The sequence below is a fragment of the Mesorhizobium sp. ORM8.1 genome (assembly GCF_053005525.2).
The window spans coordinates 3197600-3220306 of the sequence record NZ_CM132600.1 but is presented as its reverse complement, the minus strand read 5'-3'; the positions used below and the strand labels follow the sequence as shown (position 1 = coordinate 3220306).

Annotated in this window: 19 protein-coding genes and 2 pseudogenes; 12 read left to right on the top strand and 9 right to left on the bottom strand. The window is 63.0% G+C overall.

Annotated elements, in window-relative coordinates; genetic code table 11:
• The first annotated feature begins 14 nt into the window (after positions 1-14).
• Positions 15-1117 (top strand): annotated as a pseudogene (locus ACVDG8_RS16255) (IS5 family transposase).
• Positions 1114-1458 carry a hypothetical protein gene (locus ACVDG8_RS16250; RefSeq protein WP_447255562.1) on the top strand — a complete coding sequence of 115 codons (345 nt, stop codon included), beginning with the start codon at positions 1114-1116 and terminating at the stop codon, positions 1456-1458. The pseudogene ACVDG8_RS16255 and the gene ACVDG8_RS16250 overlap by 4 nt, the downstream one beginning before the upstream one ends.
• A 14-nt stretch (positions 1459-1472) precedes the next feature.
• On the opposite strand, the gene ACVDG8_RS16245 is transcribed toward ACVDG8_RS16250, so the two are convergent.
• Positions 1473-1922 (bottom strand): SRPBCC family protein, encoded by a 450-nt coding sequence (locus ACVDG8_RS16245; RefSeq protein ID WP_447255561.1) that lies wholly within the window; start codon positions 1920-1922, stop codon positions 1473-1475.
• Positions 1923-2071: 149 nt separating this feature from the next.
• Here ACVDG8_RS16245 and ACVDG8_RS16240 point away from each other — a divergent pair.
• Positions 2072-3875, top strand: a pseudogene (locus tag ACVDG8_RS16240) (IlvD/Edd family dehydratase).
• Positions 3876-3881: 6 nt separating this feature from the next.
• Here ACVDG8_RS16240 and ACVDG8_RS16235 read toward each other — a convergent pair.
• The gene (locus ACVDG8_RS16235) at positions 3882-4130 is read right to left on the bottom strand and encodes a hypothetical protein (RefSeq protein WP_455707786.1); all 249 of its coding nucleotides are present in this window, start codon (positions 4128-4130) and stop codon (positions 3882-3884) included.
• On the opposite strand from ACVDG8_RS16235, the gene ACVDG8_RS16230 reads away from it, so the two are divergent.
• Positions 4032-4430, top strand: a complete 399-nt coding sequence (locus ACVDG8_RS16230) for a hypothetical protein (protein ID WP_447257451.1) — start codon at positions 4032-4034, stop codon at positions 4428-4430. The two genes, ACVDG8_RS16235 and ACVDG8_RS16230, sit on opposite strands and share 99 nt — an antisense overlap.
• Before the next feature lie 20 nt (positions 4431-4450).
• Here ACVDG8_RS16230 and ACVDG8_RS16225 read toward each other — a convergent pair whose 3' ends face one another.
• Positions 4451-6040 (bottom strand): trimethylamine methyltransferase family protein, encoded by a 1590-nt coding sequence (locus ACVDG8_RS16225; RefSeq protein ID WP_447255559.1) that lies wholly within the window; start codon positions 6038-6040, stop codon positions 4451-4453.
• Positions 6041-6259: 219 nt separating this feature from the next.
• Positions 6260-7753 (bottom strand): MocR-like pyridoxine biosynthesis transcription factor PdxR, encoded by a 1494-nt coding sequence (gene pdxR / locus ACVDG8_RS16220; protein ID WP_447255558.1) that lies wholly within the window; start codon positions 7751-7753, stop codon positions 6260-6262.
• A 429-nt stretch (positions 7754-8182) separates the two neighbouring features.
• Here pdxR and pgi point away from each other — a divergent pair, with 429 nt between their 5' ends.
• Both pgi and ACVDG8_RS16210 read left to right on the top strand, forming a co-directional pair.
• Positions 8183-9793, top strand: a complete 1611-nt coding sequence (gene pgi / locus ACVDG8_RS16215; protein WP_447257366.1) for a glucose-6-phosphate isomerase — start codon at positions 8183-8185, stop codon at positions 9791-9793.
• 5 nt (positions 9794-9798) lie between these two features.
• Positions 9799-10524: an HAD family hydrolase gene (locus tag ACVDG8_RS16210; RefSeq protein ID WP_447255557.1), complete on the top strand. Its 726-nt coding sequence runs from the start codon at positions 9799-9801 to the stop codon at positions 10522-10524.
• On the opposite strand, the gene ACVDG8_RS16205 is transcribed toward ACVDG8_RS16210, so the two are convergent.
• From ACVDG8_RS16205 to ACVDG8_RS16195, 3 genes are all read right to left on the bottom strand, one after another.
• Entirely contained in the window at positions 10521-11162 is a 642-nt protein-coding gene (locus tag ACVDG8_RS16205; protein WP_447257365.1) for a class I SAM-dependent methyltransferase, read from the bottom strand. The genes ACVDG8_RS16210 and ACVDG8_RS16205 overlap by 4 nt on opposite strands.
• Before the next feature lie 74 nt (positions 11163-11236).
• Positions 11237-13177 (bottom strand): long-chain-fatty-acid--CoA ligase, encoded by a 1941-nt coding sequence (locus ACVDG8_RS16200; RefSeq protein ID WP_447255556.1) that lies wholly within the window; start codon positions 13175-13177, stop codon positions 11237-11239.
• 107 nt (positions 13178-13284) lie between these two features.
• Positions 13285-13536 carry a hypothetical protein gene (locus ACVDG8_RS16195; protein WP_447255555.1) on the bottom strand — a complete coding sequence of 84 codons (252 nt, stop codon included), beginning with the start codon at positions 13534-13536 and terminating at the stop codon, positions 13285-13287.
• A gap of 101 nt (positions 13537-13637) precedes the next feature.
• Here ACVDG8_RS16195 and ACVDG8_RS16190 point away from each other — a divergent pair, with 101 nt between their 5' ends.
• From ACVDG8_RS16190 to ACVDG8_RS16165, 6 genes are all read left to right on the top strand, one after another.
• Complete coding sequence (locus tag ACVDG8_RS16190) at positions 13638-15236, top strand: ABC transporter substrate-binding protein (protein ID WP_447255554.1); 1599 nt, start codon at positions 13638-13640, stop codon at positions 15234-15236.
• Positions 15237-15281: 45 nt separating this feature from the next.
• Positions 15282-16289, top strand: coding sequence for an ABC transporter permease subunit (locus ACVDG8_RS16185; RefSeq protein ID WP_447255553.1), 1008 nt, complete (start codon positions 15282-15284; stop codon positions 16287-16289).
• The gene (locus tag ACVDG8_RS16180) at positions 16289-17200 is read left to right on the top strand and encodes an ABC transporter permease subunit (protein ID WP_447255552.1); all 912 of its coding nucleotides are present in this window, start codon (positions 16289-16291) and stop codon (positions 17198-17200) included. The genes ACVDG8_RS16185 and ACVDG8_RS16180 overlap by 1 nt, the downstream gene beginning before the upstream one ends.
• On the top strand, positions 17200-18051 hold the full coding sequence (locus ACVDG8_RS16175) for an ABC transporter ATP-binding protein (RefSeq protein WP_447255551.1): 852 nt from the start codon (positions 17200-17202) through the stop codon (positions 18049-18051). Before ACVDG8_RS16180 ends, ACVDG8_RS16175 begins: the two co-directional genes overlap by 1 nt.
• Complete coding sequence (locus ACVDG8_RS16170; protein ID WP_447255550.1) at positions 18048-18875, top strand: dipeptide ABC transporter ATP-binding protein; 828 nt, start codon at positions 18048-18050, stop codon at positions 18873-18875. The genes ACVDG8_RS16175 and ACVDG8_RS16170 overlap by 4 nt, the downstream gene beginning before the upstream one ends.
• 293 nt (positions 18876-19168) lie before the next feature.
• Positions 19169-20524, top strand: a complete 1356-nt coding sequence (locus ACVDG8_RS16165) for an MmgE/PrpD family protein (RefSeq protein WP_447255549.1) — start codon at positions 19169-19171, stop codon at positions 20522-20524.
• A 6-nt stretch (positions 20525-20530) separates the two neighbouring features.
• Here ACVDG8_RS16165 and ACVDG8_RS16160 read toward each other — a convergent pair whose 3' ends face one another.
• Positions 20531-21799, bottom strand: coding sequence for a cysteine desulfurase-like protein (locus ACVDG8_RS16160; protein ID WP_447255548.1), 1269 nt, complete (start codon positions 21797-21799; stop codon positions 20531-20533).
• A gap of 42 nt (positions 21800-21841) precedes the next feature.
• The gene (locus tag ACVDG8_RS16155; protein WP_447255547.1) at positions 21842-22516 is read right to left on the bottom strand and encodes an amino acid ABC transporter permease; all 675 of its coding nucleotides are present in this window, start codon (positions 22514-22516) and stop codon (positions 21842-21844) included.
• Positions 22517-22707: the final 191 nt, after the last annotated feature.

Here is a 22707-nt window from a genome sequence, read left to right as displayed (position 1 = left end):
TCGGAGACGGATGCATGCGAGGCGGAGACGAACAGACAGGCGAACTGTTCAGCTACGTGGACCTTGAAGCGCGAGTGCGGCGCAATCATCCATTGCGGGCGATCCGGACGATCGTGAACGAGGCGCTGTCGGCGCTGGAGTGGGACTTCGCGGCGCTGTATTCGCCGATCGGACGGCCATCGATCCCGCCGGAGAAGCTGCTGCGGGCGATGCTTTTGCAGGCGTTCTATTCGATCCGCTCGGAGCGGCTGTTGATGGAGCGGCTGGAATACGACCTTCTGTTCCGCTGGTTCGTCGGTATTGGCGTCGACGATGCGGCCTGGGATCATTCGGTGTTCTCCAAGAACCGTGACCGGTTGCTGGAGGGCGACATCGCTGCGAAGTTCCTGGCGGCGGTGCTGGCGCAGCCCAAGGTGAAGAAGCTTCTGTCGACGGATCACTTCTCGGTCGACGGAACGCTGATCGAGGCCTGGGCTGCGATGAAGAGCATCCAGCCGAAGGGCGACCCAAGCGGCGGTCATGGCGAACCGCCGGCAGGCGGCAGCGGACGCAATGCGGAAGCGGACTTCCACGGCGAGCGGCGATCGAACGAGACGCACGCCTCGACCACCGACCCCGACGCCAGGCTCTACCGCAAAGGCGGGGCAAGGAGGCGAAGCTTTGCTTCATGGGGCATGGGCTGATGGAGAACCGCCATGGCCTGCTGGTCGACGCTTGCCTGACGCTGGCCGACGGGCATGCCGAGCGAGTGGCCGCACTGCATATGATCGAACTCTGCGCCGACCGGCCGCAGTCGATCACGCTCGGCGCCGACAAGGCCTATGACGCGGAGGACTTCATCAACGAGTTGCGCTCAATGAAGGTGACGCCGCACGTGGCGCAGAACACGAACGGCCGCCGTTCCGCGATCGATCGCCGCACCACGCGCCACGGTGGCTATGTTGTCAGTCAGCGCATCAGAAAGCGCATCGAAGAGGCGTTCGGCTGGATCAAAACCGTCGCCGGGCAGGAGAAGACAAAGTTGCGCGGCCGCGACCGCGTCGGATGGGCCTTCATCTTCGCGGCTGCCGCCTACAATCTGGTGCGATTGCCGAAGCTGCTGGCGGTGCCGACATGACCGCGCCCGCGGGCTGCCAACTGATCGGCCGCTGGCGGATCATCGAAGCCGATCTGTGGGATCGCGACTATCTGAACCTCGGTGGACCCGCAACCGTCACCATCGGAACCGACAATAACGGCGAGATCGCCTTTGGCGCCCTGCAAGCTGGCCTCGATCTGAGCTACGGCCCCTCGACAGTTCACTTCACATGGGGCGGATGCGACGAGATGGACGAAGTCACAGGCGATGGCCACGCCGAATTGCTCGATGACGGCTCGATCGAGATCACATTCGCCTACCACAACGGCGACGAAGCCATCCTCAAGGCAGTACGCCAGACTTCTTCAACAGCCTGCTAGAGGTGAGGGAACGCTCAGCCGCCCACCTTTTCGCCGAACGTCGAGAAAAACTGCCCGGCGAGCTTCTTCGACGTCGATTCGATCAACCGGCTGCCGAGCTGCGCGATCTTGCCGCCGACTTCCGCCTTGGCGGCATATTTAAGCACCGTTGCGTCCGCGCCGTCGGCGGCCAGCGTCACCTCGGCGCCACCCTTGGCGAAGCCCGCTATGCCGCCCTTGCCTTCGCCCTGGATCGTGTAGGAGTGCGGCGGTTTGAGGTTCTTCAGCGTCACCGCGCCGTTGAAGGTCGCCTTGATCGGTCCGATCTTCAGCACGACTATTGCCGCCATCTCGGTCGATGATTTCATCTCCAGGCTCTGGCAGCCCGGGATGGCCTGTTTCAGGATTTCCGGATCGTTGAGGGCTTGCCACACTTTCTCGATAGGTGCGGCAATGTGTTCCTCACCTTCCATCACCAATGCCATCGAGACCTCCGGGCGTTATTCCAGAAAAGGGGTAACGCGGGGTCACACGCATGTCCATCAGCACCAAAGTCCTGATTTGGGCAGCACCTTCCTCTTGCCTGCATTCGCGCGTTGTCATAGGGATTTGTCATACAAATACGGAGACCACGATGGCAGGCGCCCCCACCAGGAAGAAGAAACTTCGCTCGCAGGAGTGGTTCGACAATCCCGACAATCCGGGCATGACCGCGCTCTATCTCGAACGCTACCTGAACTATGGCCTGACCCGCGCCGAGCTGATGTCGGGCAAGCCGCTGATCGGCATCGCCCAGACCGGCTCCGACCTTTCACCCTGCAATCGGCATCACATCGAGCTCGCCAAGCGCGTGCGCGAAGGCATCGTCTCGATGGGCGGCATTCCCTTCGAGTTTCCGTGCCACCCGATCCAGGAAACCGGCAAGCGCCCGACCGCCGCACTCGACCGAAACCTTGCCTATCTCAGCCTCGTCGAAGTGCTTTACGGCTATCCGCTCGACGGCGTCGTGCTCACCATCGGCTGCGACAAGACCACGCCGGCGCTGCTGATGGCGGCCGCCACCGTCAACATTCCGGCGATCGCGCTTTCGGTCGGCCCGATGCTCAATGGCTGGCACAAGGGCAAGCGCACCGGCTCGGGCACGATCGTGTGGAATCGCGCCAGCGCCTGTCGGCCGGCGAGATCGACTATGACGAGTTCATGGACATCGTCGCCTCCTCGGCGCCGTCGACCGGCTATTGCAACACCATGGGCACCGCCACCACGATGAATTCGCTGGCCGAGGCGCTCGGCATGCAACTGCCGGGCTCGGCCGCCATTCCGGCACCCTACCGCGAACGCGGCCAGATCGCCTACGAGACGGGCAAGCGCATCGTCGACATGGTGCATGAGGATCTGAAGCCGTCCGACATCATGACGCGCCAGGCCTTCGAGAACGCCATCGTCGTCAATTCGGCCATCGGCGGTTCGACAAATGCGCCGATCCACCTCAACGCGATTGCCCGCCACCTTGGCGTGCCGCTCAACAATGACGACTGGCAGTCGGTCGGCCTCAACGTGCCGCTCATCGTGAATTTGCAGCCGTCGGGTGAATATCTTGGCGAGGATTACCATCATGCCGGCGGCGTGCCGGCGGTGGTCGCCGAACTCATGAAGGCCGGGCTGCTGCCTTATCCCGAAGCCGTGACCGTCAATGGCAAGTCGATCGGCGACAATTGCAAGGGGTCGCCAACGAGAACACCGATGTTATCCGCACCGTTGCCGATCCGCTGAAGGCCAATGCCGGCTTCATCAACTTCAAGGGCAATCTGTTCGATTCGGCGATCATGAAGATGAGCGGCATCTCGCCGGAATTCCGCGAGCGCTATCTGTCCAATCCAAACGATCCCGAGGCTTTCGAAGGCAAGGCCATCGTCTTCGACGGACCGGAGGATTACCACGCCCGCATCGACGACCCGGCGCAAGGCATCGACGAGCACACCATCCTGTTCATGCGCGGCGCCGGTCCGATCGGCTATCCGGGCGGTGCTGAGGTCGTCAACATGCAACCGCCGGCCTACCTCATCAAGAAGGGCATCCATGCGCTGGCCTGTATCGGCGACGGTCGCCAGTCCGGCACGTCGGGTTCGCCCTCGATCCTCAACGCCTCGCCGGAAGCGGCGATCGGCGGCGGGCTGGCGTTGCTCAAGACCGGTGACCATGTCCGCATCGATCTGAAGAAGGGCACGGCCAACATCCTGGTCAGCGACGAGGAGATCGCCAAGAGGCGGGCCGATCTCGAAGCCAATGGCGGCTACCATTATCCCAAGCACCAGACGCCGTGGCAGGAGATCCAGCGCTCGATGGTCGACCAGTTCTCGGAAGGCATGGTGCTCAAGCCCGCGGTGAAATATCTCGACGTGGCGCATAAGAGCGGTGTGCCGCGCGACAATCACTGAACCCGGCTAAATCAAAGGGCGGCTTGCGAAGAGCGGGCCGCCCTTTCGCATGCCCCGCCTTTCACATGCCCCCGCTTTCGTATGCCCTTGTTTCGGCTGCATGGAACCTACAGATAAGCGTGGTTCTTGCGGGTCTTGTGCAAAGGAGAGATGATCATGGCGAAGCGGCGCTCTTCCCTTGGCTTCCTTGGCATGTTCGGCCGCTCCGGCGATTTGCGTCAGCTCGATGACGCGCTGCGCCAGGCGGATCTGCATCCGGCGCTGGTGTCCGAAGGCGTCAAGCTCACCCTCGTCAATCTGATGAACGACCGCTGGCCGGATGAGCCGCCGGCGGATGCCTACTCATCGGCGGCGCAGCTTTGCGGCTATTGCGTTGCCGGTCCGCAAGTGTTTGAGCAGGCCAATGGCAGTGAGCGGACGCAGGATGTGGAGCGCCGCATCGAGGCAGCGCTTGAAGCCGGCGACAGCCTCGACGCGCAGATCGTCCTGATGACGCTCCACGCCAAGCTGATCAACGCCGAGGTGGTCGAGCGCTACGGGCTGAGCGCGGAATGATCCGCTGAGCAGAATGCGTCCTACCCGCCCATGCCGCTGCGCGGCAGCTTGATCATCTCGCCGAAGCGGGCGCGCAGTTTGTCGTCGAGCGTGCGCGGCACGTGGCGCGGGAAGCGCTCGGCCAGCACGCGCTTCTTCTCGGCGATCGCCCGCGACAGGATGTCGGGCCGACCCTTCTCATTCCATTCCTTGGGCGAGAAACGGTCGCCGACGGCCGGATAGAAATACTCGGTCTGCATCAGCCTCAGCGTCTGCTCGTTGCCGAGGTAGTGACCCGGACCTTTGATGCAGACTTCGGCGATCGTGTCGATCGACAGCGCCTCGTCGGTCACCTCGATGCCGCGCACGCAGCGCAAGCAGTGTCCAAGCATGTCGTTGTCGATGATCAGGCTTTCCAGGCAGAAGCCGAGCAGCGAGGCATGCATGCCGGCCGATTCATAGACGAGGTTGAGGCCGGCAAGACCGGCCATCACGTCGGTGATGCCCTTTTCGTAGCCGGACTGGATGTCGGGCAGTTTCGAATCCGTCATGCCGGCGGCCGAGCCGCCCGGCAGGTCGTAATACTGCGCCATCTGGGCGCAGGCGGCGGTCAGCACGGCCTGCTCGGCCGAGCCGCCGGACATGGCGCCGGTCCTGAGATCGGAGACGAACGGCCAGGTGCCGAAGATCGCCGGATGCCCAGGTTTGATGGCGTTGACATAGACCAGGCCCATCAGCACTTCCGCCACCGCCTGAACGACAGCGCCGGCGATCGCCGCGGGGGCCGTCGCACCGGCCTGGCCGGCTGACAACAAGAGGATCGGGATGCCGCCCTCGACGCAGGCTTCGAGCACGCCGCAGGCGTCCTCGGCAAACTTCATCGGCGGCACGACGAAGCAGTTCGAATTGGAGACGAAGGGACGGGCGCGGAAATTCTCCTCGCCGCCGGCGATTGCGTAAAGCATCTCCAGCGCCGGCTTGACGTTCTCGCGCACGGTGAACGAGGTGCCGACATGCTTGGACGTCCCCATCACGCAGGCATAGAGCGTGTTGAAATCCATATCGAGCGGATCGGGAATGTCGCGCGGCACCATGGTGCGCTGGAAGAAATGGATGTTGTCCAGCCCCTCGACGAGACGGGCGGCGTCATAGAGATCCTGCAGCAACGATTCGCGATACTCGCGCTTCTCGACATCGACCAGATGCACCGCAGCACCGGCCGTACCGTAATGCACGCGTTTGCCCTGGATCAGCATGTCGTGCTTGGGGTCCTGGCCGTGCAGCGTGAAATTGCGCGCAGCCCTCTTGATCGTGTCCAGCACCAGCGCGCGCGGCAGGCGGATGCGGCCGTCATCGCCATAGATGGCGCCGACCCTGGTCATGGCCTCGATGCAGGACGGGATCGCATTGGCGAAGCCGACCGTCTCAAGCAGTGTCAGCACCGCTTCGTGGATGCGCTCGCGGTCGTTCTGGCTCAATGGACCATAACTGCCGCCCTCGAGGCCTGCCCGGATTGGACGGACATCGTCGGCTAAAGGCGCTGCCCGCATCGCGCGCCGCGCTTCGCGCCCGCCGGATCGCCGCGAACGCTGGTCCGCTGCCGCGTCCTGCTTCTCAAGAGCCACTGACATGGAAGACACTCCACCTTTGGTTTTGTCGTGGGCAGGGCGCGTGATGATTGGTCCACCATCGGCCTGCCGCATCCCCTTTATGGCTCGACTATGCCGCCGGCATTGGCACAGCCTATGGGCCAGGAATTCCCGTCAAATATGCCAGAGTGCTAAAGCGAGCGCCGCGCCAAAACAAAAGGAGCCGGCGCGTGCCGGCTCCTTAGGCAGTTCGATCGGCGATCAGGCCGCGGCCGGCCTGCGTCCTGCCGCTGTCGCCAGTTCACGGATGCCGGGCTCGATATGCTGCAGCGAGATCGAGGAGATGCCCAAGCGCATGAAACGCGAAGGTTTTTCGCTGCGATCGAAGAAACGGTCGCCGGGCTCGATGATGACGCTGCGCGAGGCAGCGGCTTCGGCAAGGCCACGCGCGTCGGTGCCGCGCGGTCCTTCCAGCCAGAGCGAAGTGCCGCCCGCCGAGTCGGTCGAGCGCCATTCTGGCAGGAACGCGGAAATCGCATGGACCAGACGCTTGCGCCGTTCGTCGAACGCGGCGGAAAGCCTGCGCACCAGCGCCTCGTGGTGGCCGAGCGACAAGAACAGCGCGACCGCGCGCTGGTTGTTTGCCGGCGGATGCCGCAGCATGAAGCGGCGCAGCGCGCGCAGTTCCGCGATCAGTCCAGCCGAAGCCACGATGTAGCCGAGCCGCAAGCCAGGAGCGAGCGTCTTCGACATCGAGCCGACATAGACGACGCGGCCTGAGCGATCGAGGCTCTTCAACGCCTGTTGCGGCGCCTCGTCGAGGAGCTGGCTGTCATAGCCGTCTTCGATGATGATCTGGTTGTTGCGGTTGGCGCGTGCCAGGAGATCCTGCCTGCGCTCCGCCGACAGCGGCACCATTGTCGGGCAATGGTGGCTCGGCGTAACGAAGACAAAGCCGGAATCGCTGGGGATTGCCGAGGTCACGATGCCCGATTGGTCCACCGGAACCGGCTGGATATCGGCGCCGGCCAACCGGAAGATCGAGCGGGCATCCGGGTAGCCCGGATCCTCCATCGCCACCTTCGAGCCCTTGGTCATCAGCAGCGTGGCGAGCATATAAAGCGCGTTCTGCGCGCCCAGCGTCACGATGATCTCATCGGGATTGGCGAAGATGCCGCGGCGCGGCAAAAGCCTGGCCTGGATCTGTTCGATCAGCAGCGGATCGTCGCGGTCGACCATGTCCGACGCCCAGTTGCGGATCTCCAGCACTGCCAGCGCCATGCGGTTGCATTCGCGCCATTCGGCGGTCGGGAACAGCGCCGGGTCGAACTGGCCGTAGACGAACGGGTACGAAGACTTGATCCAGTTGTCGTGCTTGGCCGGCGGCGGCATGTCGCTGGCCGCGATCTGCCGGCGTGCCTTCCAGTCGATCTCGTTCTGCTGGTCCGGCGCCTTCTGATGCGGCTTGGCGGGGGTTGCCAAGACGTCGGGATTGACGAAATGGCCACGCCGCTCGCGCGCCACCAGGAATCCCTGGTCGACAAGCTGCTGGAACGCCAGCACCACGGTGCCGCGGGCAACGCCAAGTTTTTCAGCCAGAATTCTGCAGGACGGCAACGGCATCGAGGCGGCGATTTGTCGATCGAGAATCGCCGCGACGATCGCCTGGCGGATCTGCGCCTGGAGGGTTTGGCCGGATTCGGCCGAAATACGGAACAGGCCGGACCATATGGCCGTGTCATTGCGCTGTGGCATGGGGATCATCCTCGGATGGTCAGCCTTTTTTGCTTGGCTGGACCAGTGGAGTGTATGGGTGGCATAAGGGGTTGCGCCAATCAATTTTTCTGATCGCTGGGATTTATGCCAGTGATCTATCGGGCAGCAAAAATCATGCTGCAATGCACCATAAAAGCCCGATTTGGAGGTTATCAAAGCGCGATGCGCAGCATCGTCGCTCTGTGATGCGCAGCATCGTCGCAGCGGGTCGCGCACCGTGATCATCTGCGACGCCATGCGTCAACGAAGCGTGACACATTGCTTCATTGCCGCGCTTGAATGAAGCGGCAATAGGCTCGATAGATTGTTACGCGACATGCGCCGGAAACATCCGGGCTGCTAAGATAAGTGTAAAAACCCGCCAGGAGCTCGCTAGTGGACCAGTCATCTTTCGACAAGCAACTTGCCATCCTGCGTGAGCAACGCGCTGCCGCCAAGGGCACGATGCGCGAGGCCTTCGCCGCCGATTCCAAGCGCTTTGAGAAATTTTCCGCCACCGATGGCGACCTGTTGCTCGACTGGTCGAAATGCGCCGTCGACGCCGACACCATGGCGATGCTGGAGAAGCTCGCGGCCGCCGCCGATCTGGCCGGCCGCCGCGCCGCCATGTTCGAAGGCAAGAAGATCAACATCACCGAGAACCGCGCCGTGCTGCACACCGCGCTGCGCAACCTGAGCGGCAAGAGTGTCGTGGTCGATGGCCAGGACACCAAGGCCGACGTGATTGCGGTGCTCGATGCCATGGGCGCCTTCGCCGACGCCATCCGCTCGGGCAAAGCGGTCGGCGCCACCGGCAAGAAGATCACCGACATCGTCAACATCGGTATCGGCGGCTCGGATCTCGGCCCGGCGATGGTGACGTTGGCGCTTGCCCCTTACCATGACGGGCCGCGCGCGCATTATGTCTCCAATATCGACGGCGCCCATATCCACGACACGCTGAAGGATCTTTCTCCCGAAACGACGCTCTTCATCATCGCCTCGAAAACCTTCACCACGGTCGAGACGATGACCAACGCGCAGACCGCGCGCGACTGGGTGCAGAAGGCGCTTGGCAAGGAGGCGGTCGGCAAGCATTTCGCCGCCGTCTCGACGGCGCTCGACCTGGTGGCGAAGTTCGGCATCGAGCAGGACCGCGTCTTCGGCTTCTGGGACTGGGTCGGCGGCCGCTATTCGGTCTGGAGCGCAATCGGCCTGCCGGTGATGATTTCCGTCGGCCCGCGCAACTTCCGCGCCTTCCTCGATGGCGCCCATGAGATGGACGAGCATTTCCGCTCGGCGCCGATGCAAAGGAACCTGCCGGTGCTGCTCGGGCTGATCGGCTGGTGGCATCGCGTCGTCTGCAAATATCCCGCCCGCGCCGTCATCCCTTACGACCAGCGCCTGTCACGCCTGCCGGCCTATCTGCAGCAGCTCGACATGGAATCGAACGGCAAGAGCGTGACGCTGGACGGCAGCGCCGTCACCACGCCGACCGGACCGCTGGTCTGGGGCGAGCCCGGCACCAACGGCCAGCACGCCTTCTTCCAGTTGTTGCACCAGGGCACCGATTTCATTCCGGTCGAGTTTCTCGCCGCCGCTGTCGGTCACGAGCCCGAACTGAAGCACCAGCATGACCTGCTTCTCGCCAATTGCCTGGCGCAGTCGGAAGCCTTCATGAAGGGCCGCACGCTGGAGGAGGCGCGCGCGCAGATGCTGGCCAAGGGCATGAAGCCGGCCGAGGTCGACAAGATAGCGCCGCATCGCGTCTTTTCGGGCAACCGTCCTTCGCTGACCATCCTTTACAGAAAGCTCGATCCGCGCACGCTCGGCCGGTTGATCGCGCTTTACGAGCATCGCGTCTTCGTCGAAGGCACGCTGTTCAACATCAATTCCTTCGACCAGTGGGGCGTCGAACTCGGCAAGGAATTGGCGACAGGCCTGCTGCCTGTCGTTGAGGGCAAGGAGACTGCCGCAAAACGCGACGCCTCGACTGCCGGACTGGTGGGACACATCCACCAACTGCGCGGTAAGGAGTAAACGGGTTGGCGGATATCAAGGGAATTCTGTTCGACAAGGACGGCACGCTTGTCGACTTCAATACAACCTGGCTCGGCGTCGCCGACTTCATGGCGATGGACGCTGCCGAAGGCGACCGCTGGAAGGCCGATCGCCTGCTCGCCGCCGCCGGCTTCGATTTCGTCACCAAACGCTTCAAGCCGGATTCGATCTTTGCGTCCGGCTCGAACATGGACGTCGTCGAGCTCTGGTTCCCGCGCCTGTCCGACGAGGACCAGATGCATGCCGTGTCACGCTTCAACGAGATCACCTCGGTGCAGGGCTCGGCGATGGCGGTAGCACTTCCGGGCGTCATCGCAGCGCTGCGGACCTTGCACAAGCGCTCCATTCGAATGGGCGTTGCCACCAACGATTCGACCAGCGGCGCCGAAAGGACGCTTGCCACGCTCGGCATCGCGCAGCTCTTCGATGCCGCCTTCGGCTACGACGCCGTGGCCAATTCCAAGCCGGCGCCCGACACTGTGGTGGCTTTCTGCGATCTGACCGGGTTGAAGCCGGGCGAGATCGCCATGGTCGGCGACAATCGCCACGACCTCGAAATGGCGCGCGCTGGCGGCTGTGGCCTTGCGGTCGGCGTGTTGTCCGGCACAGGCACGCGCGATTCGCTGGCGCCGATGGCCGATGTCGTCCTGGATTCGGTGGCCGACCTGCCGGATTTCCTGGCGGCAAGGGTCGGCGTACCGGCGGGTTAGCCTACGCGATCTGTGATGAATGCGAAGACCGCGCTCGGCTTCTGTTCGCCGCCACCGTTCCCGCCAACGTCGGGCACCTGATATTCGCCAAGCAGGTGAAGCCGCGACCTGGGCAGCCACGCGCGGCCGGGATCGCCGATCAGCACCTCGATGCCGGCGGCGAGGCAGCGGTCGAGGAAGGGTATCATGCGCTGCCCTACCTCCTGCCCGTAGAAGACGTCGCCGGCGAGCACCAAATCGACGGCGGGCGGCGGACCGGCTGTGACGTCTTCGCCGACTACGTCAATGGCAACGCCATTGGCCAACGCATTGAGGTCGATTGCGGCAACGCCGTTGCGGTCGATCTCGGCCGCCATCACGTCCCGCGCTCCGGCCTTCGCCGCCGCGATGCCGACCAGACCCGACCCCGCGCCGAGATCGAGCACCCGCTTTCCGGCAACGATCGAAGGATTGTCGAGAATGTAGCGCGCCAGCACCGCGCCGCCGGCCCAGGCATAGGCCCAGTAGGGTGGCTGCGGCTCGGGCTCGCTGTCATCCGAGCCGCCGTCTTCCTGTTCGAGCAATCGCCTCAGGCCGCTCCCGGGATGGGCTAGGTAAAGCTGGATTTCCGGCAAGGAGGGCACGGGCGCAAGCCGCATGTTTGCCTGGATGAATGCCGCCGCCGGGTTGAGCCCTCTGGCCCGCTTCAGCACCGCGCTCTCGGAAGGTTCGCTCAAGCCTGGTCCCGCAGCGCCCGGCGCAAAATCTTGCCGACCGGCGTCTTCGGCAGTTCGGTGCGGAACTCGATGAATCTCGGCCGCTTGTAGCCGGTCAGGTTCTCCCGGCAGTAGGCCATCAATGTCTCGACGGTAAGCGCCGGGTCCTTCTTCACCACGAACAATTTCGGCACTTCGCCGGAATGCTCGTCCGGCACGCCGATCGCCGCCACTTCGAGCACGCCTGGATGATGCGCCACCACTTCTTCCAGTTCGTTCGGATAGACGTTGAAGCCCGAGACCAGGATCATGTCCTTCTTGCGGTCGACGATCTTGGTGTAGCCGCGCTCGTCCATGAAGCCCATGTCGCCGGATTTGAAGTATCCGTCCTCGGTCATCACCTTGGCGGTTTCGTCCGGCCTATTCCAATAGCCGGCCATCACCTGCGGGCCGCGGATGCAGATCTCGCCGACTTCGCCGAGCGGCACGTTGTTGCCGTCGTCGTCGCGGATGGCGATCTCGGTCGAGGGCAGCGGCAGGCCGATCGTGCCGGTGAAATCGGACGAGCTGAACTTGTTGGCGGTCGCCACCGGCGAGGTTTCCGACAGGCCGTAGCCTTCTGAGATCGGGCAACCGGTCAGCGCCTTCCAGCGTTCGGCCACGCCCTTCTGCACCGCCATGCCGCCGCCCAGCGTCAGGATCAGCGGCTTGAAGTCGAGCTTGCGGAACTCCTCATTGTTGAGCAGCGCGTTGAACAGCGTGTTGAGGCCGGGGAAGATGTGGCTCGGATATTTCGAAAGCTCCTTGACGAAGCCCGGAATGTCGCGCGGGTTCGGGATGAGCACATTCTGCGCGCCCTGCTGCATGCCCATCAGCGCGTTCACCGTCAGCGCGAAGATATGATAGAGCGGCAGCGCGCAGATGAAATTGAGATGCGCCGGCTTCGGCTTGATCGTGTAGGCGTCTTCCACCCAAAGCGAATTCTGCGCGACGTTCGACAGCACATTGCGATGCAGCAGCGTAGCACCCTTGGAGATGCCGGTCGTGCCGCCGGTATATTGCAGGAAGGCGATGTCGTCGCCAGAGACCGCCGCCGGCTTGAAGGCGATCGCAGCACCCGCCTTCAGTGCCGCGTTGAACTTGACATGGCCGGGCAGCGACCAGGCCGGCACCATCTTCTTCACCCGGCGCACGACAAGGTTGACGATCGTGCCTTTCAGCCCACCCAGCATGTCGCCCATGGCCGCGACCACGACATGCTTGACCTGCGTCCTGGCGATCACCGCCTGCAGCGTGCCGGCGAAGTTTTCCAGGATGACGATCGCCTGCGCGCCGCAATCCTTGAGCTGGTGTTCGAGCTCGCGCGGCGTGTAGAGCGGGTTGATGTTGACCACGGTGTAGCCGGCGCGCAGCACCGCCATCATCGCCACCGGATATTGCAGCACGTTGGGCATCATCAGCGCCACGCGCGCGCCCTTCTCCAGCCCCTTCGACTGCAGGTAAGCGCCGAAGGCCGCCGACAGCCGCTCGAGCTCGGCATAGGTGATCGACTTGCCCATGCACACGAAGGCAGGCCGGCCGGCGAACTGCTTGCAGGCGCCGACAAGGAAGTCGCCGATCGAATTGTAGGGCAGGGCGCCAATCTCGGCCGGCATGTTCTTCGGATAGCTTTTCAGCCACGGCTTTTCCGGCAGCCCGGCGGTGAGCTCGGTGATTGCCTTAGGCAGGTGCTTGGCGGCCGGTTTGGCAGTTGCTGTCGCGGGCGTGGCCTTGGCAGTGGTTGACTTGGCAGGTGCTTTTGCCGCTGCCGGTTTTACCGGGGCCGACTTGGCGGCGGGCTTTGGAGCGGTTTTCGCCTTAGGCGCGGCGGCGGCCTTGGCAGGCTTCGGCGCATCGCTCCCGGCGGCAGGCTTGGCCTTTGCTTTCGCCGGGGCTGTCGTCTTTGCTGCTTTTGCCACCTGTCTCTCCCTGTCGCCTTCGATTTGGGCGCTCGCTTCCAAGAAGCGTCCTCCACGCCGGTCGCGGATTCCCCGAGGAAATCCAGCCCTGCATCTATGTATTGCCTCTATCGGCGGCGGTGCAAGCCTTGCCCCTGCGGCAGTGCGGGGAAAGATTTGCCGTCGAAATCTCGCTGTTCGGCCGCCTCAGGCGTCGTGCGCAGGCAGAGGCAGACTCCGGCTAGTGCCGTCTGGCGCACGCTTTTCAAGATGCGGCTGATCAATAAAAAAATGCAGTCGTTAACAATGTCGTGAGTGGAAAAATCTGCTCTTTTTTTCTGCTGTTTGAGGAAAATGCGGATTCTTTTCCTGCTTCCCATGGGGTACGCAAACGAGGTGTTCCAAAGCGAAAAAAACGGTGCTTATATGCGCGCTTCGCGAGCCTGATAGAGGGGCTTGGAAGAACATCAGGGAGTGCTCAATGAAAAAGAAACTGACTTTTGCAGCCGCGTTGCTGGCTGCAAGCGTCCTCAGCGGCATGGCCAGCGCAAAGACGCTTGTCTATTGCTCGGAAGCGTCGCCGGCGAATTTCGATCCCGGTACGACCACCGGCGGCAACGACTTCGATGCGTCTTCGCGTACGGTCTACTCGCGTCTGGTCGAGTTCAAGCATGGCGGCACCGAGGTCGAGCCTGGCCTCGCCGACAAGTGGGAAATCTCCGACGATGGCCTGGTCTATACTTTCCATCTGCATCCGGGCGTGAAGTTCCAGACCACCGATTATTTCAAGCCGACGCGCGACCTCAATGCCGACGACGTCGTCTTCTCGTTCGACCGTCAGTTCAACAAACAGAATCCGTGGAACGGCGACAAATATCTGCCGAACCTGACCTGGGACTATTACACCGGCATGGACATGCCGAAATATGTCGCCAAGTGGGAGAAGGTCGACGACCTGACCGTCAAGCTGACGCTGACCGAGCCGAACTCGCCGATGCTGGCCAACCTCGGCATGGACTTTGCCTCGATCGTGTCGAAGGAATATGCCGACCAGCTCCAGAAGGGCGGCAAGATGGCCGACTTCTCGACCAAGCCGATCGGCACCGGCCCGTTCCAGTTCGTCGACTACCAGCTGGATTCGGTCATCCGCTACGCGGCCAATCCCGATTACTTCAAGGGCAAGGAAAAGATCGACGATCTCGTCTTCGCCATCACGCCTGACGCCACCGCCCGCATCCAGAAGGTGCTGGCCGGCGAATGCGACATCGCGCCCTATCCGAACCCGGCCGACATCGCCACCATCAAGGCCAACAAGGACGTGACCCTGATGGATCAGGCCGGCCTGAACATCGGCTATATGAGCTACAACACCACCATCCCGCCGCTCGACAAGCCTGAGGTGCGCCATGCGCTCAACCAGGCGATCGACCGGGAAGCGCTGATCAAGTCGCTGTTCCAGGATGCGGGCGCAACGCCGGCGCAAAACCTGATCCCGCCGACCATGTGGTCGTGGAACAAGGACGTGAAAACGGACTCCTACGATCCGGATGCGGCCAAGAAGGTTCTGGCTGCTGCCGGGCTGAAGGACATCCAGCTCTGGGCTTCCGACCGCGTTCGCCCGTACAACCCGAACTTCCAGCGCGCCGCCGAACTGATCCAGGCCGACTGGGCCAAGGTCGGCGTCAAGGCCGAGATCGTCAACTACGAGTGGACCAAGTATCGCTCGGAAGGCAAGAAGAAGGACCGTCCCGGCGCCTTCCAGATCGGCTGGACCGGCGACAATGGCGATCCGGACAACTTCTTCGCCACGCTCTTCGCCTGCTCGGCAATCGGCGTGTCGAACTACTCGAGCTGGTGCGACAAGGACTTCGAGGATCTGATCCAGAAGGCCAAGAAGACCAGCGACCAGGCCGAGCGTTCCAAGCTCTATGAGCAGGCGCAAGTGATCTTCGCCAAGGAGGCGCCCGCCTTCCTGCTGGTCCATAGCCAGGTCTATGCAGTCGTGCGCAACAATGTCAGCGGTTTCAAGATGGATCCGCTCGGCATTCACCGCTTCGACGGCGTTGACAAGGCTGAATAAGGCTATAGAGCGGGGCGGCGCAATGAAGCGCCGCCCCCCTACATCATGCTAAAATACATCCTCCACCGAATTGCACTTTTGATCCCGACGCTTGTCGGCATCACGATCTGCGCCTTCGCGTTCGTCAGGTTGCTGCCCGGCGATCCTATCCTTGCCATGGCCGGCGAACACGGCGTGGCGCCGGCGCGTTACGAAGAGCTCAAGGAGCAGTTCGGCTACAATCTGCCGATCTGGCAGCAATACACACGTTATGTCGGTGAGGTCGTGACCGGCGATTTCGGCGTCTCGATTTCGTCCAAGCGCCCGGTGCTCGAAGAGTTCAAGACGCTCTTCCCGGCGACGCTGGAACTGTCGTTCTTCGCCATGATTTTCGCCATGCTGCTCGGCATTCCGGCCGGCATCTTCGCGGCGATCAAGCGTGGCTCGTGGTTCGACCAGTCGCTGATGGGCACGGCGCTCGTCGGCTACTCCATGCCGATCTTCTGGTGGGGCCTGCTGCTGATCATCTTTTTCTCCGGCTATCTCGGCTGGACACCGGTCAACGGCCGCATCGACCTGCAGTACTTCTTCAAGCCGATCACCGGCTTCATGACCATCGACACCTTGCTCTACGGCAAATGGGCTGCATTTCGCTCGGTATTGCGCCATCTGGTGTTGCCGACAATTGTGCTCGGCACCATTCCGCTGGCTGTGATAGCGCGCCAGACGCGCTCCGCCATGCTCGAGGTGCTGGGCGAGGACTACGTGCGGACTGCCCGAGCCAAAGGGCTTTCTTCGGCTCGGGTCATCGGCGTCCATGCTCTGCGCAATGCGCTCATCCCGGTGGTCACCACCATCGGCCTGCAGGTCAGCACCCTGCTCGCCGGGGCCATCCTTACCGAAACGATCTTCTCCTGGCCTGGCATCGGCAGGTGGATGGTCGAATCCATATCCAAGCGCGACTATGTCGTCGTGCAGTCTGGCCTGCTCTTGATTGCGCTTATCGTCATGGCCGTGAACCTGATCGTCGACGTGCTCTACGCCGTCATCAATCCACGCATAAGGGCGGCGTGATGAGCCAATCGACCGAAGTCACCTCGATGGCCGCCGGCAGCCCGGATCGTCTCACCGGTCTCAAGACCTTCTGGTACTATTTCTCGGTAAACCGCGGCGCCGTTATCGGCCTGTTCGTCTTCGTCCTGCTGGTGCTTGCGGCGCTGTTTGCGCCGCTGCTGGCTCCCTATGCACCCGACGTCCAGGATAAGACCGCATTCCTGCGCCCTCCGGCATGGCAGGACGGCGGCTCGACGCAATATCTGCTCGGCACCGATCCGGTCGGCCGCGACATCCTCTCGCGCCTGCTCTACGGCGCGCGCTTCTCGCTGCTGATCGGCGCGGTCGTCGTCACGCTGGCGCTCACCGGCGGCATCACGCTCGGCCTGCTGGCCGGGTATTTCCGCGGCTGGGTCGACGTGGCGATCATGCGCGTCATGGACCTCATCCTGGCTTTCCCGTCGCTGTTGCTGGCGCTGGTGATGGTCACCATCCTCGGCCCTGGCCTGTTCAATGCGATGCTGGCCATCGCGCTCGTCCTGCAGCCGCATTTCGCCCGGCTGGTGCGCGCGGCCGTCATGGCCGAGAAAAGCCGTGAATATGTCGTGGCGGCGAAGGTTGCAGGGGCTGGCCATACCAGGCTGATGCTTCGCACCATCCTGCCCAATTGCCTAGCGCCGCTGATCGTCCAGGCGACCTTGTCGTTCTCGAACGCCATTCTCGAAGCGGCGGCGCTCGGCTTCCTCGGCCTCGGCGCCCAACCGCCGACGCCCGAATGGGGAACCATGCTTGCCTCGGCGCGCGAATTCATCCTGCGCGCCTGGTGGGTGGTGACCTTCCCCGGCCTTGCCATCCTGATCACCGTGCTCGCCATCAACCTGGTCGGCGACGGCCTGCGCGATGCGCTCGATCCCAAGCTCAGGAGGTCATGATGGCGTTGCTCGACATCCAGAACCTCGTCGTCGAATTCCAGACCGCGTCCGGCCCGTTCCGCGCCGTCGACGGCGTCTCGCTGCACGTCGACGAACGCGAAGTGCTGGCCATCGTCGGCGAATCCGGCTCCGGCAAGTCGGTGTCGATGCTGGCCGTGATGGGCCTGTTGCCGTGGACGGCCAAGGTCACCGCCGACAAAATGAGCTTCGGCGGCCGCGATCTCCTGAAGCTAGGCCCTGCCGAGCGGCGCAAGATCGTCGGCAAGGACATGTCGATGATCTTCCAGGAGCCGATGGCCAGCCTCAATCCCTGCTTCACGGTCGGCTTCCAGATCGAGGAGGTGCTGCGCTTCCACATGGGCATGGACAAGGCCCAGCGCCGGGCGCGCGCCACCGAGTTGTTGAAGCAGGTCGGCATCCCCGAACCGGCAGAGCGGTTGAACTCCTTCCCGCATCAGATGTCGGGCGGCCAGTGCCAGCGCGTCATGATCGCCATCGCCATCGCTTGCAATCCGAAGCTCCTGATCGCCGACGAGCCGACGACCGCATTGGACGTCACCATCCAGAAGCAGATCCTCGATCTGCTGGTCTCGCTGCAGGCCAAATACGGCATGGGCCTGATCATGATCACCCACAATATGGGCGTGGTGGCCGAGACCGCCGACCGCGTCATCGTCCAGTACAAGGGCCGCAAGATGGAAGAGGCCGACGTGCTGTCGCTGTTCGAGCAGCCGAAGAGCAACTACACGCGCGCGCTGCTCGCGGCGCTGCCGGAAAATGCCGTCGGCGACAGGCTGCCGACCGTGTCCGACATGCTGTTCGAGCCGGCGCCGTCGGGGGCTAGTGCATGACCATTGTTGTCGAAGGCAAGGACATCAAGCGCGACTACCATGTCGGTGGTGGGCTGTTTCGCGGCGCGCGCACCGTGCATGCGGTGAAGGGCGTTTCCTTCAGTGTCGAGAAGGGCAAGACGCTGGCCATCGTCGGCGAATCTGGCTGCGGCAAGTCCACGCTCGCCCGCATCATCACGCTGATCGACCCGGCGACATCAGGCGAGCTGTTCATCGACGGCAACAAGGTCGACATCGCCAAGAACGGGCTCTCCAAGGAGATGCGCCGCAAGGTGCAGATTGTCTTCCAGAACCCTTACGGGTCACTGAACCCGCGCCAGAAGATCGGCGACGTTCTCGGCGAGCCGCTCTTGATCAACACCGACAAGTCGGCCGAGGAACGGCGCGACCTGGCGATGAAGATGCTGAAGAAGGTCGGCCTCGGACCTGAACATTATAACCGCTATCCGCACATGTTCTCCGGCGGCCAGCGCCAGCGCATCGCCATTGCCCGCGCGCTGATGCTGAACCCCAGCCTGCTGGTGCTTGACGAGCCGGTCTCGGCGCTCGACCTGTCGGTGCAGGCGCAGGTGCTCAATCTGCTCGCCGACCTCCAGGACGAGTTCCACCTCACCTACGTCTTCATCAGCCACGATCTGTCGGTGGTGCGCTATATCGCCGACGAGGTGATGGTGATGTATTTCGGCGAAGCGGTCGAATACGGCTCGCGCGAGGCGGTCTTTTCCGACCCCAAGCACGCCTACACCAAGACGCTGTTCGCCGCGACGCCGCGCGCCGACGTGGCCTCGATCAAGGCGCGGCTGGCGAAGAAGAAGGCGGCCTAGAGCAATTCCAGGAAAAGTGGGGGCGGTTTTCCGCCCGGAATTGCGTAAAAACTCTAGCGTGAAAACCCAACTACCCTAAAAGACCGAGCTTTCAAAGGCGACTTACCCAAGGCGATCGCTTGCGGGTAGTGTCGGACGGTGGTTCGCCGTCTTGGGACTTACCAAGCAGACTTCGATAGTCACCGGGGCGGCCCGGTGATCTACTTCGGCGCCGATCACCTTGGCCGTCGGCCTTGAACAGCCGGCGCACCATCGGGCAGCGCCTGTCGAATTGAATGCGTGGAGGGTTTGACGTGACCAGCTTTTCCGAGTTTGCCGGCAGCCTGACATACGATGCCATTCCCGAAGAGATGCGCGCCATCCTCAGGCGCAGTTTTGCCGATACGCTTGGCGTCGCGGCGGTGGGCTCGACAACGGAGATCTCGTCGATCACCAGGACGATCGCCGATCGGCTATGGCGCTCCTCGCCCGAAATATCGGCTCGGATGATATTCGACGGGCGCCCGGTCAGCCCTGCTGGTGCGGCCTTTGCCGGCGCCTTCACGGTCGATTCCATCGACGGGCACGACACGACCAGCCCTTGCAAAGGCCACGCAGGCTCAGCGGTGTTTCCAGCTCTGCTCGCCGTTGCGGATTCGCTTCGGGCCTCGGGTACCGCCATCTCCGGCGAAGAACTGATGGTCGCACTGGCCATCGCTTATGAGGTTTCCTATCGCGCCGGGCTGACCCTGCACGGCACCGTGCCCGACTATCACACTTCCGGGGCGTGGACCGCGGTTGGCGTGGCGGCCGGTGTTTCCCGGCTGCTCGGGCTCGGTCAGGAGCAGACGCGTCATGCCGCCGGCATTGCCGAATACCACGGTCCGCGCAGCCAGATGATGCGCTGCATCGATTTCCCGACCATGCTGCGCGACGGCGTCGGCTGGGGCGCGCCCTCCGGCGTCATGGCCGCCTATATGGCGCAACTCGGCTTCACCGGGGCACCGGCGATCACGGCCGAAGGAGAAGCCGCCGCACCCTGGTGGAGCGATCTCGGACAGGCCTGGCGTGTCGTCGAAGACACGTCATACAAACCCTATCCCGTGTGCCGCTGGGCCCATCCATCGATCGATGCCGCACGCGACCTGATGCGCGACAACAAGCTTTCCAGCAAGGATATCGCGCGCGTGCGCATCCAGACCTTTCACTATGCGGTGCGGCTTGCCGGCCACAATCCGAAGACGCTGGACGAGATGACCTATTCGATCGCCTTCCCGGTCGCGACGATGATCGTGCGGGGCAAGATCGGACCGCAGGAGTTGCTGCCGCAGGTTCTGCAGGACGAGGAGATCCGCCGTATTTCCAATGCCACCGAACTGGTCGAGACCGAACACTACACCCGCATCAGCGTCGGCAAGCGCTGGGCCGACGTGACGCTCTACCTCAAGGACGGACGCGAAATCATGTCGGAGCCGCGCACGCCGAAAGGTGATCGCGACAACCCGATGAGCGACGACGAGTTTCACCAGAAATATGCGACTTTCACCGACGGGCTGATGGGCAAGGACCGGGCCAACGAGATGGAGACGATGGCCCTGTCCTTCGATGGCCTGGATAGCAAAGGCCTTAGCCGGCTGATTGATCTGACAGTCGCGCCGCTCGACCGCTGAAGCAGATTACGACAGCTTGGCGATGATCGTGCGCAACGCTTCGCCGAAGCGGTGCACTTCCGCCATCGTGTTGTAATGCACCAGCGAGGCGCGGATGGCGCCGCTGTCCATCGACAGATTGAGGCGCTTCATCAGCCGCGGCGCATACATGTGGCCGTCGCGGATGCCGATCTGCATGGCGGCCATTTCCTCGACGACCCTTTGCGGCGAGAGGGTGCCGATGTTGAAGCAGAAGGTCGGCACGCGCTCGTTGATGCGCGCTTCGTCGCCGACGCCGTAGATTGTCGCACCACAGCTCTTGAGCACTGCCAGCATTTCGCGCGCCAGCATCAGCTCGTAATCGCGGATGGCGTTCATGCCGGCGACGATGTTGTCGCGGCGCGAACGGTTGTTTTGGGCTAAGAAATTGCGGCCGATCGATTCCAGGTAGCGCACCGCCGCGTCCATGCCCGAGACATTCTCGTAGATGAACGTGCCGGCCTCGACCTTGTAGGGCGGTTCGTCGGGAATGAAATCCTCGCGGAAGGTCGGCAGCCGCTTCAGCGTTTCGAAGCGGCCCCACAGGAAGCCCATATGCGGCGAGAAATTCTTGTAGCCGGAGCAGACCAGGTAGTCGCAATCCCAGGCCTGTACGTCGATCAGCCCGTGCGGTCCGTAATGCACGCAGTCGAGGAACACTTCTGCGCCGGCGGCATGGGCGATCTTCGCCACCGAGGCGACATCGACGATCGAGCCGATCGAATGCGCCGTCACCGTGCAGGCGACGAGCCGGGTGCGCTCGGAGACGAGCGGCTTGAGGTCGTCGACATGCAGATTGCCGTCCTCGCGCATGCGCCACCATTTGAACTTGGCGCCGGCGGATTCCAGCGCCAGCCAGGTGGCGATGTTGGCATCGTGGTCCATGTCGGTGATGACGATTTCGTCGCGTTCCGAAAGCATCTGGCCGATGCCGAGGCTGACCAGGCGGATGAACGAGGTGGCGTTCATGCCGAAGCAGATTTCCGACGGGCTGTAGGCGTTGATCAGCAACGCTACACTTTCGCGCGCTTCGGCGACCGACTGGTCGACGGTGACGCTGCGGCCATAGCGGCCGCCGCGCTGCACATTGTGGCTGACCAGATGGTTGGTGACCGCGTCGAGCACGCTCTGCGGGATCTGCGCGCCGGCGGCATTGTCCAGGAAGATGAAATCGCCGGCACGCTGCAGCGCCGGGAACATGGCGCGGATTTTTTCGACGGGGAACGCGGCGGCGTTGTCGGTTTGATGCTTGTTCACGGGGGTACGCTCCTACGGGGAGTTGGGGATCGGTTGGTGAGCTCAGCGCGTCTTCTCGGTCTGGAAGCGGCGCTCGAGCAGGCTGACCAGGCGGACCATCGGCCAGAGGAAGATGAGATAGACGAGAGCGGCGCCGATCAGCGGCGAGGGGTTGGCGTAGAGCGACTGCGCGTTGGTCGCCTCTTTCAAAAGTTCCGGCAGTGCCACCGTCGAGGCAAGCGATGTGTCCTTGAACATCGACACGCAGTTGCTGGTCATCGGCGGGATGACCACACGGATCGCTTGCGGCAGCACGACCTTGCGCAAAGTGAGCATGAACGGCAGCCCAAGCGCCTGCGCCGCCTCGAACTGGCCGCGCGGAATGCTCTCTATGCCGGAGCGGAAAACCTCCGCCGAATAGGCCGACATGATGATGGCGAATGCCGTCACGGCGGAAGCCCAGGACGAAAGCCGTATGCCGAGGAAGGGCAGCGCGTAATAGATCAGGATCAGCACCACCAGCACGGGAAGGGCGCGGAAGATGTCGGTGTAGCCGATGGCCAGCCAACGCAATGGCTTGGGCCCATAGAGCCGCACCAGGCTGATCGCCAGCCCCGCGATGACGCCGATGACGATGCTCATCACGCCGAGCAGCAGCGTGTTCAGGAAGCCGCGCAACAGCGCGGGCAGGCTGGACATGATGACATCGGGATTGAAGAAGGTGTCGATCAGCGACATAGGAGCGTTCCCGAACAGTTTGCGTCCAGAGCAATTCCAGGAACTGTAGAACGGTTTTCTGGCCGGAATTGCATCAAATCAAAGAGATAGACGCCTAAGCAAGGCCCGAAACATCACTCAGGTCTGCCCTGCGGTTCCGGGAGAAAGGAAACGAGCCGTGCAGGCCTCGAAAGCCGGCACGGCTCGCTTCT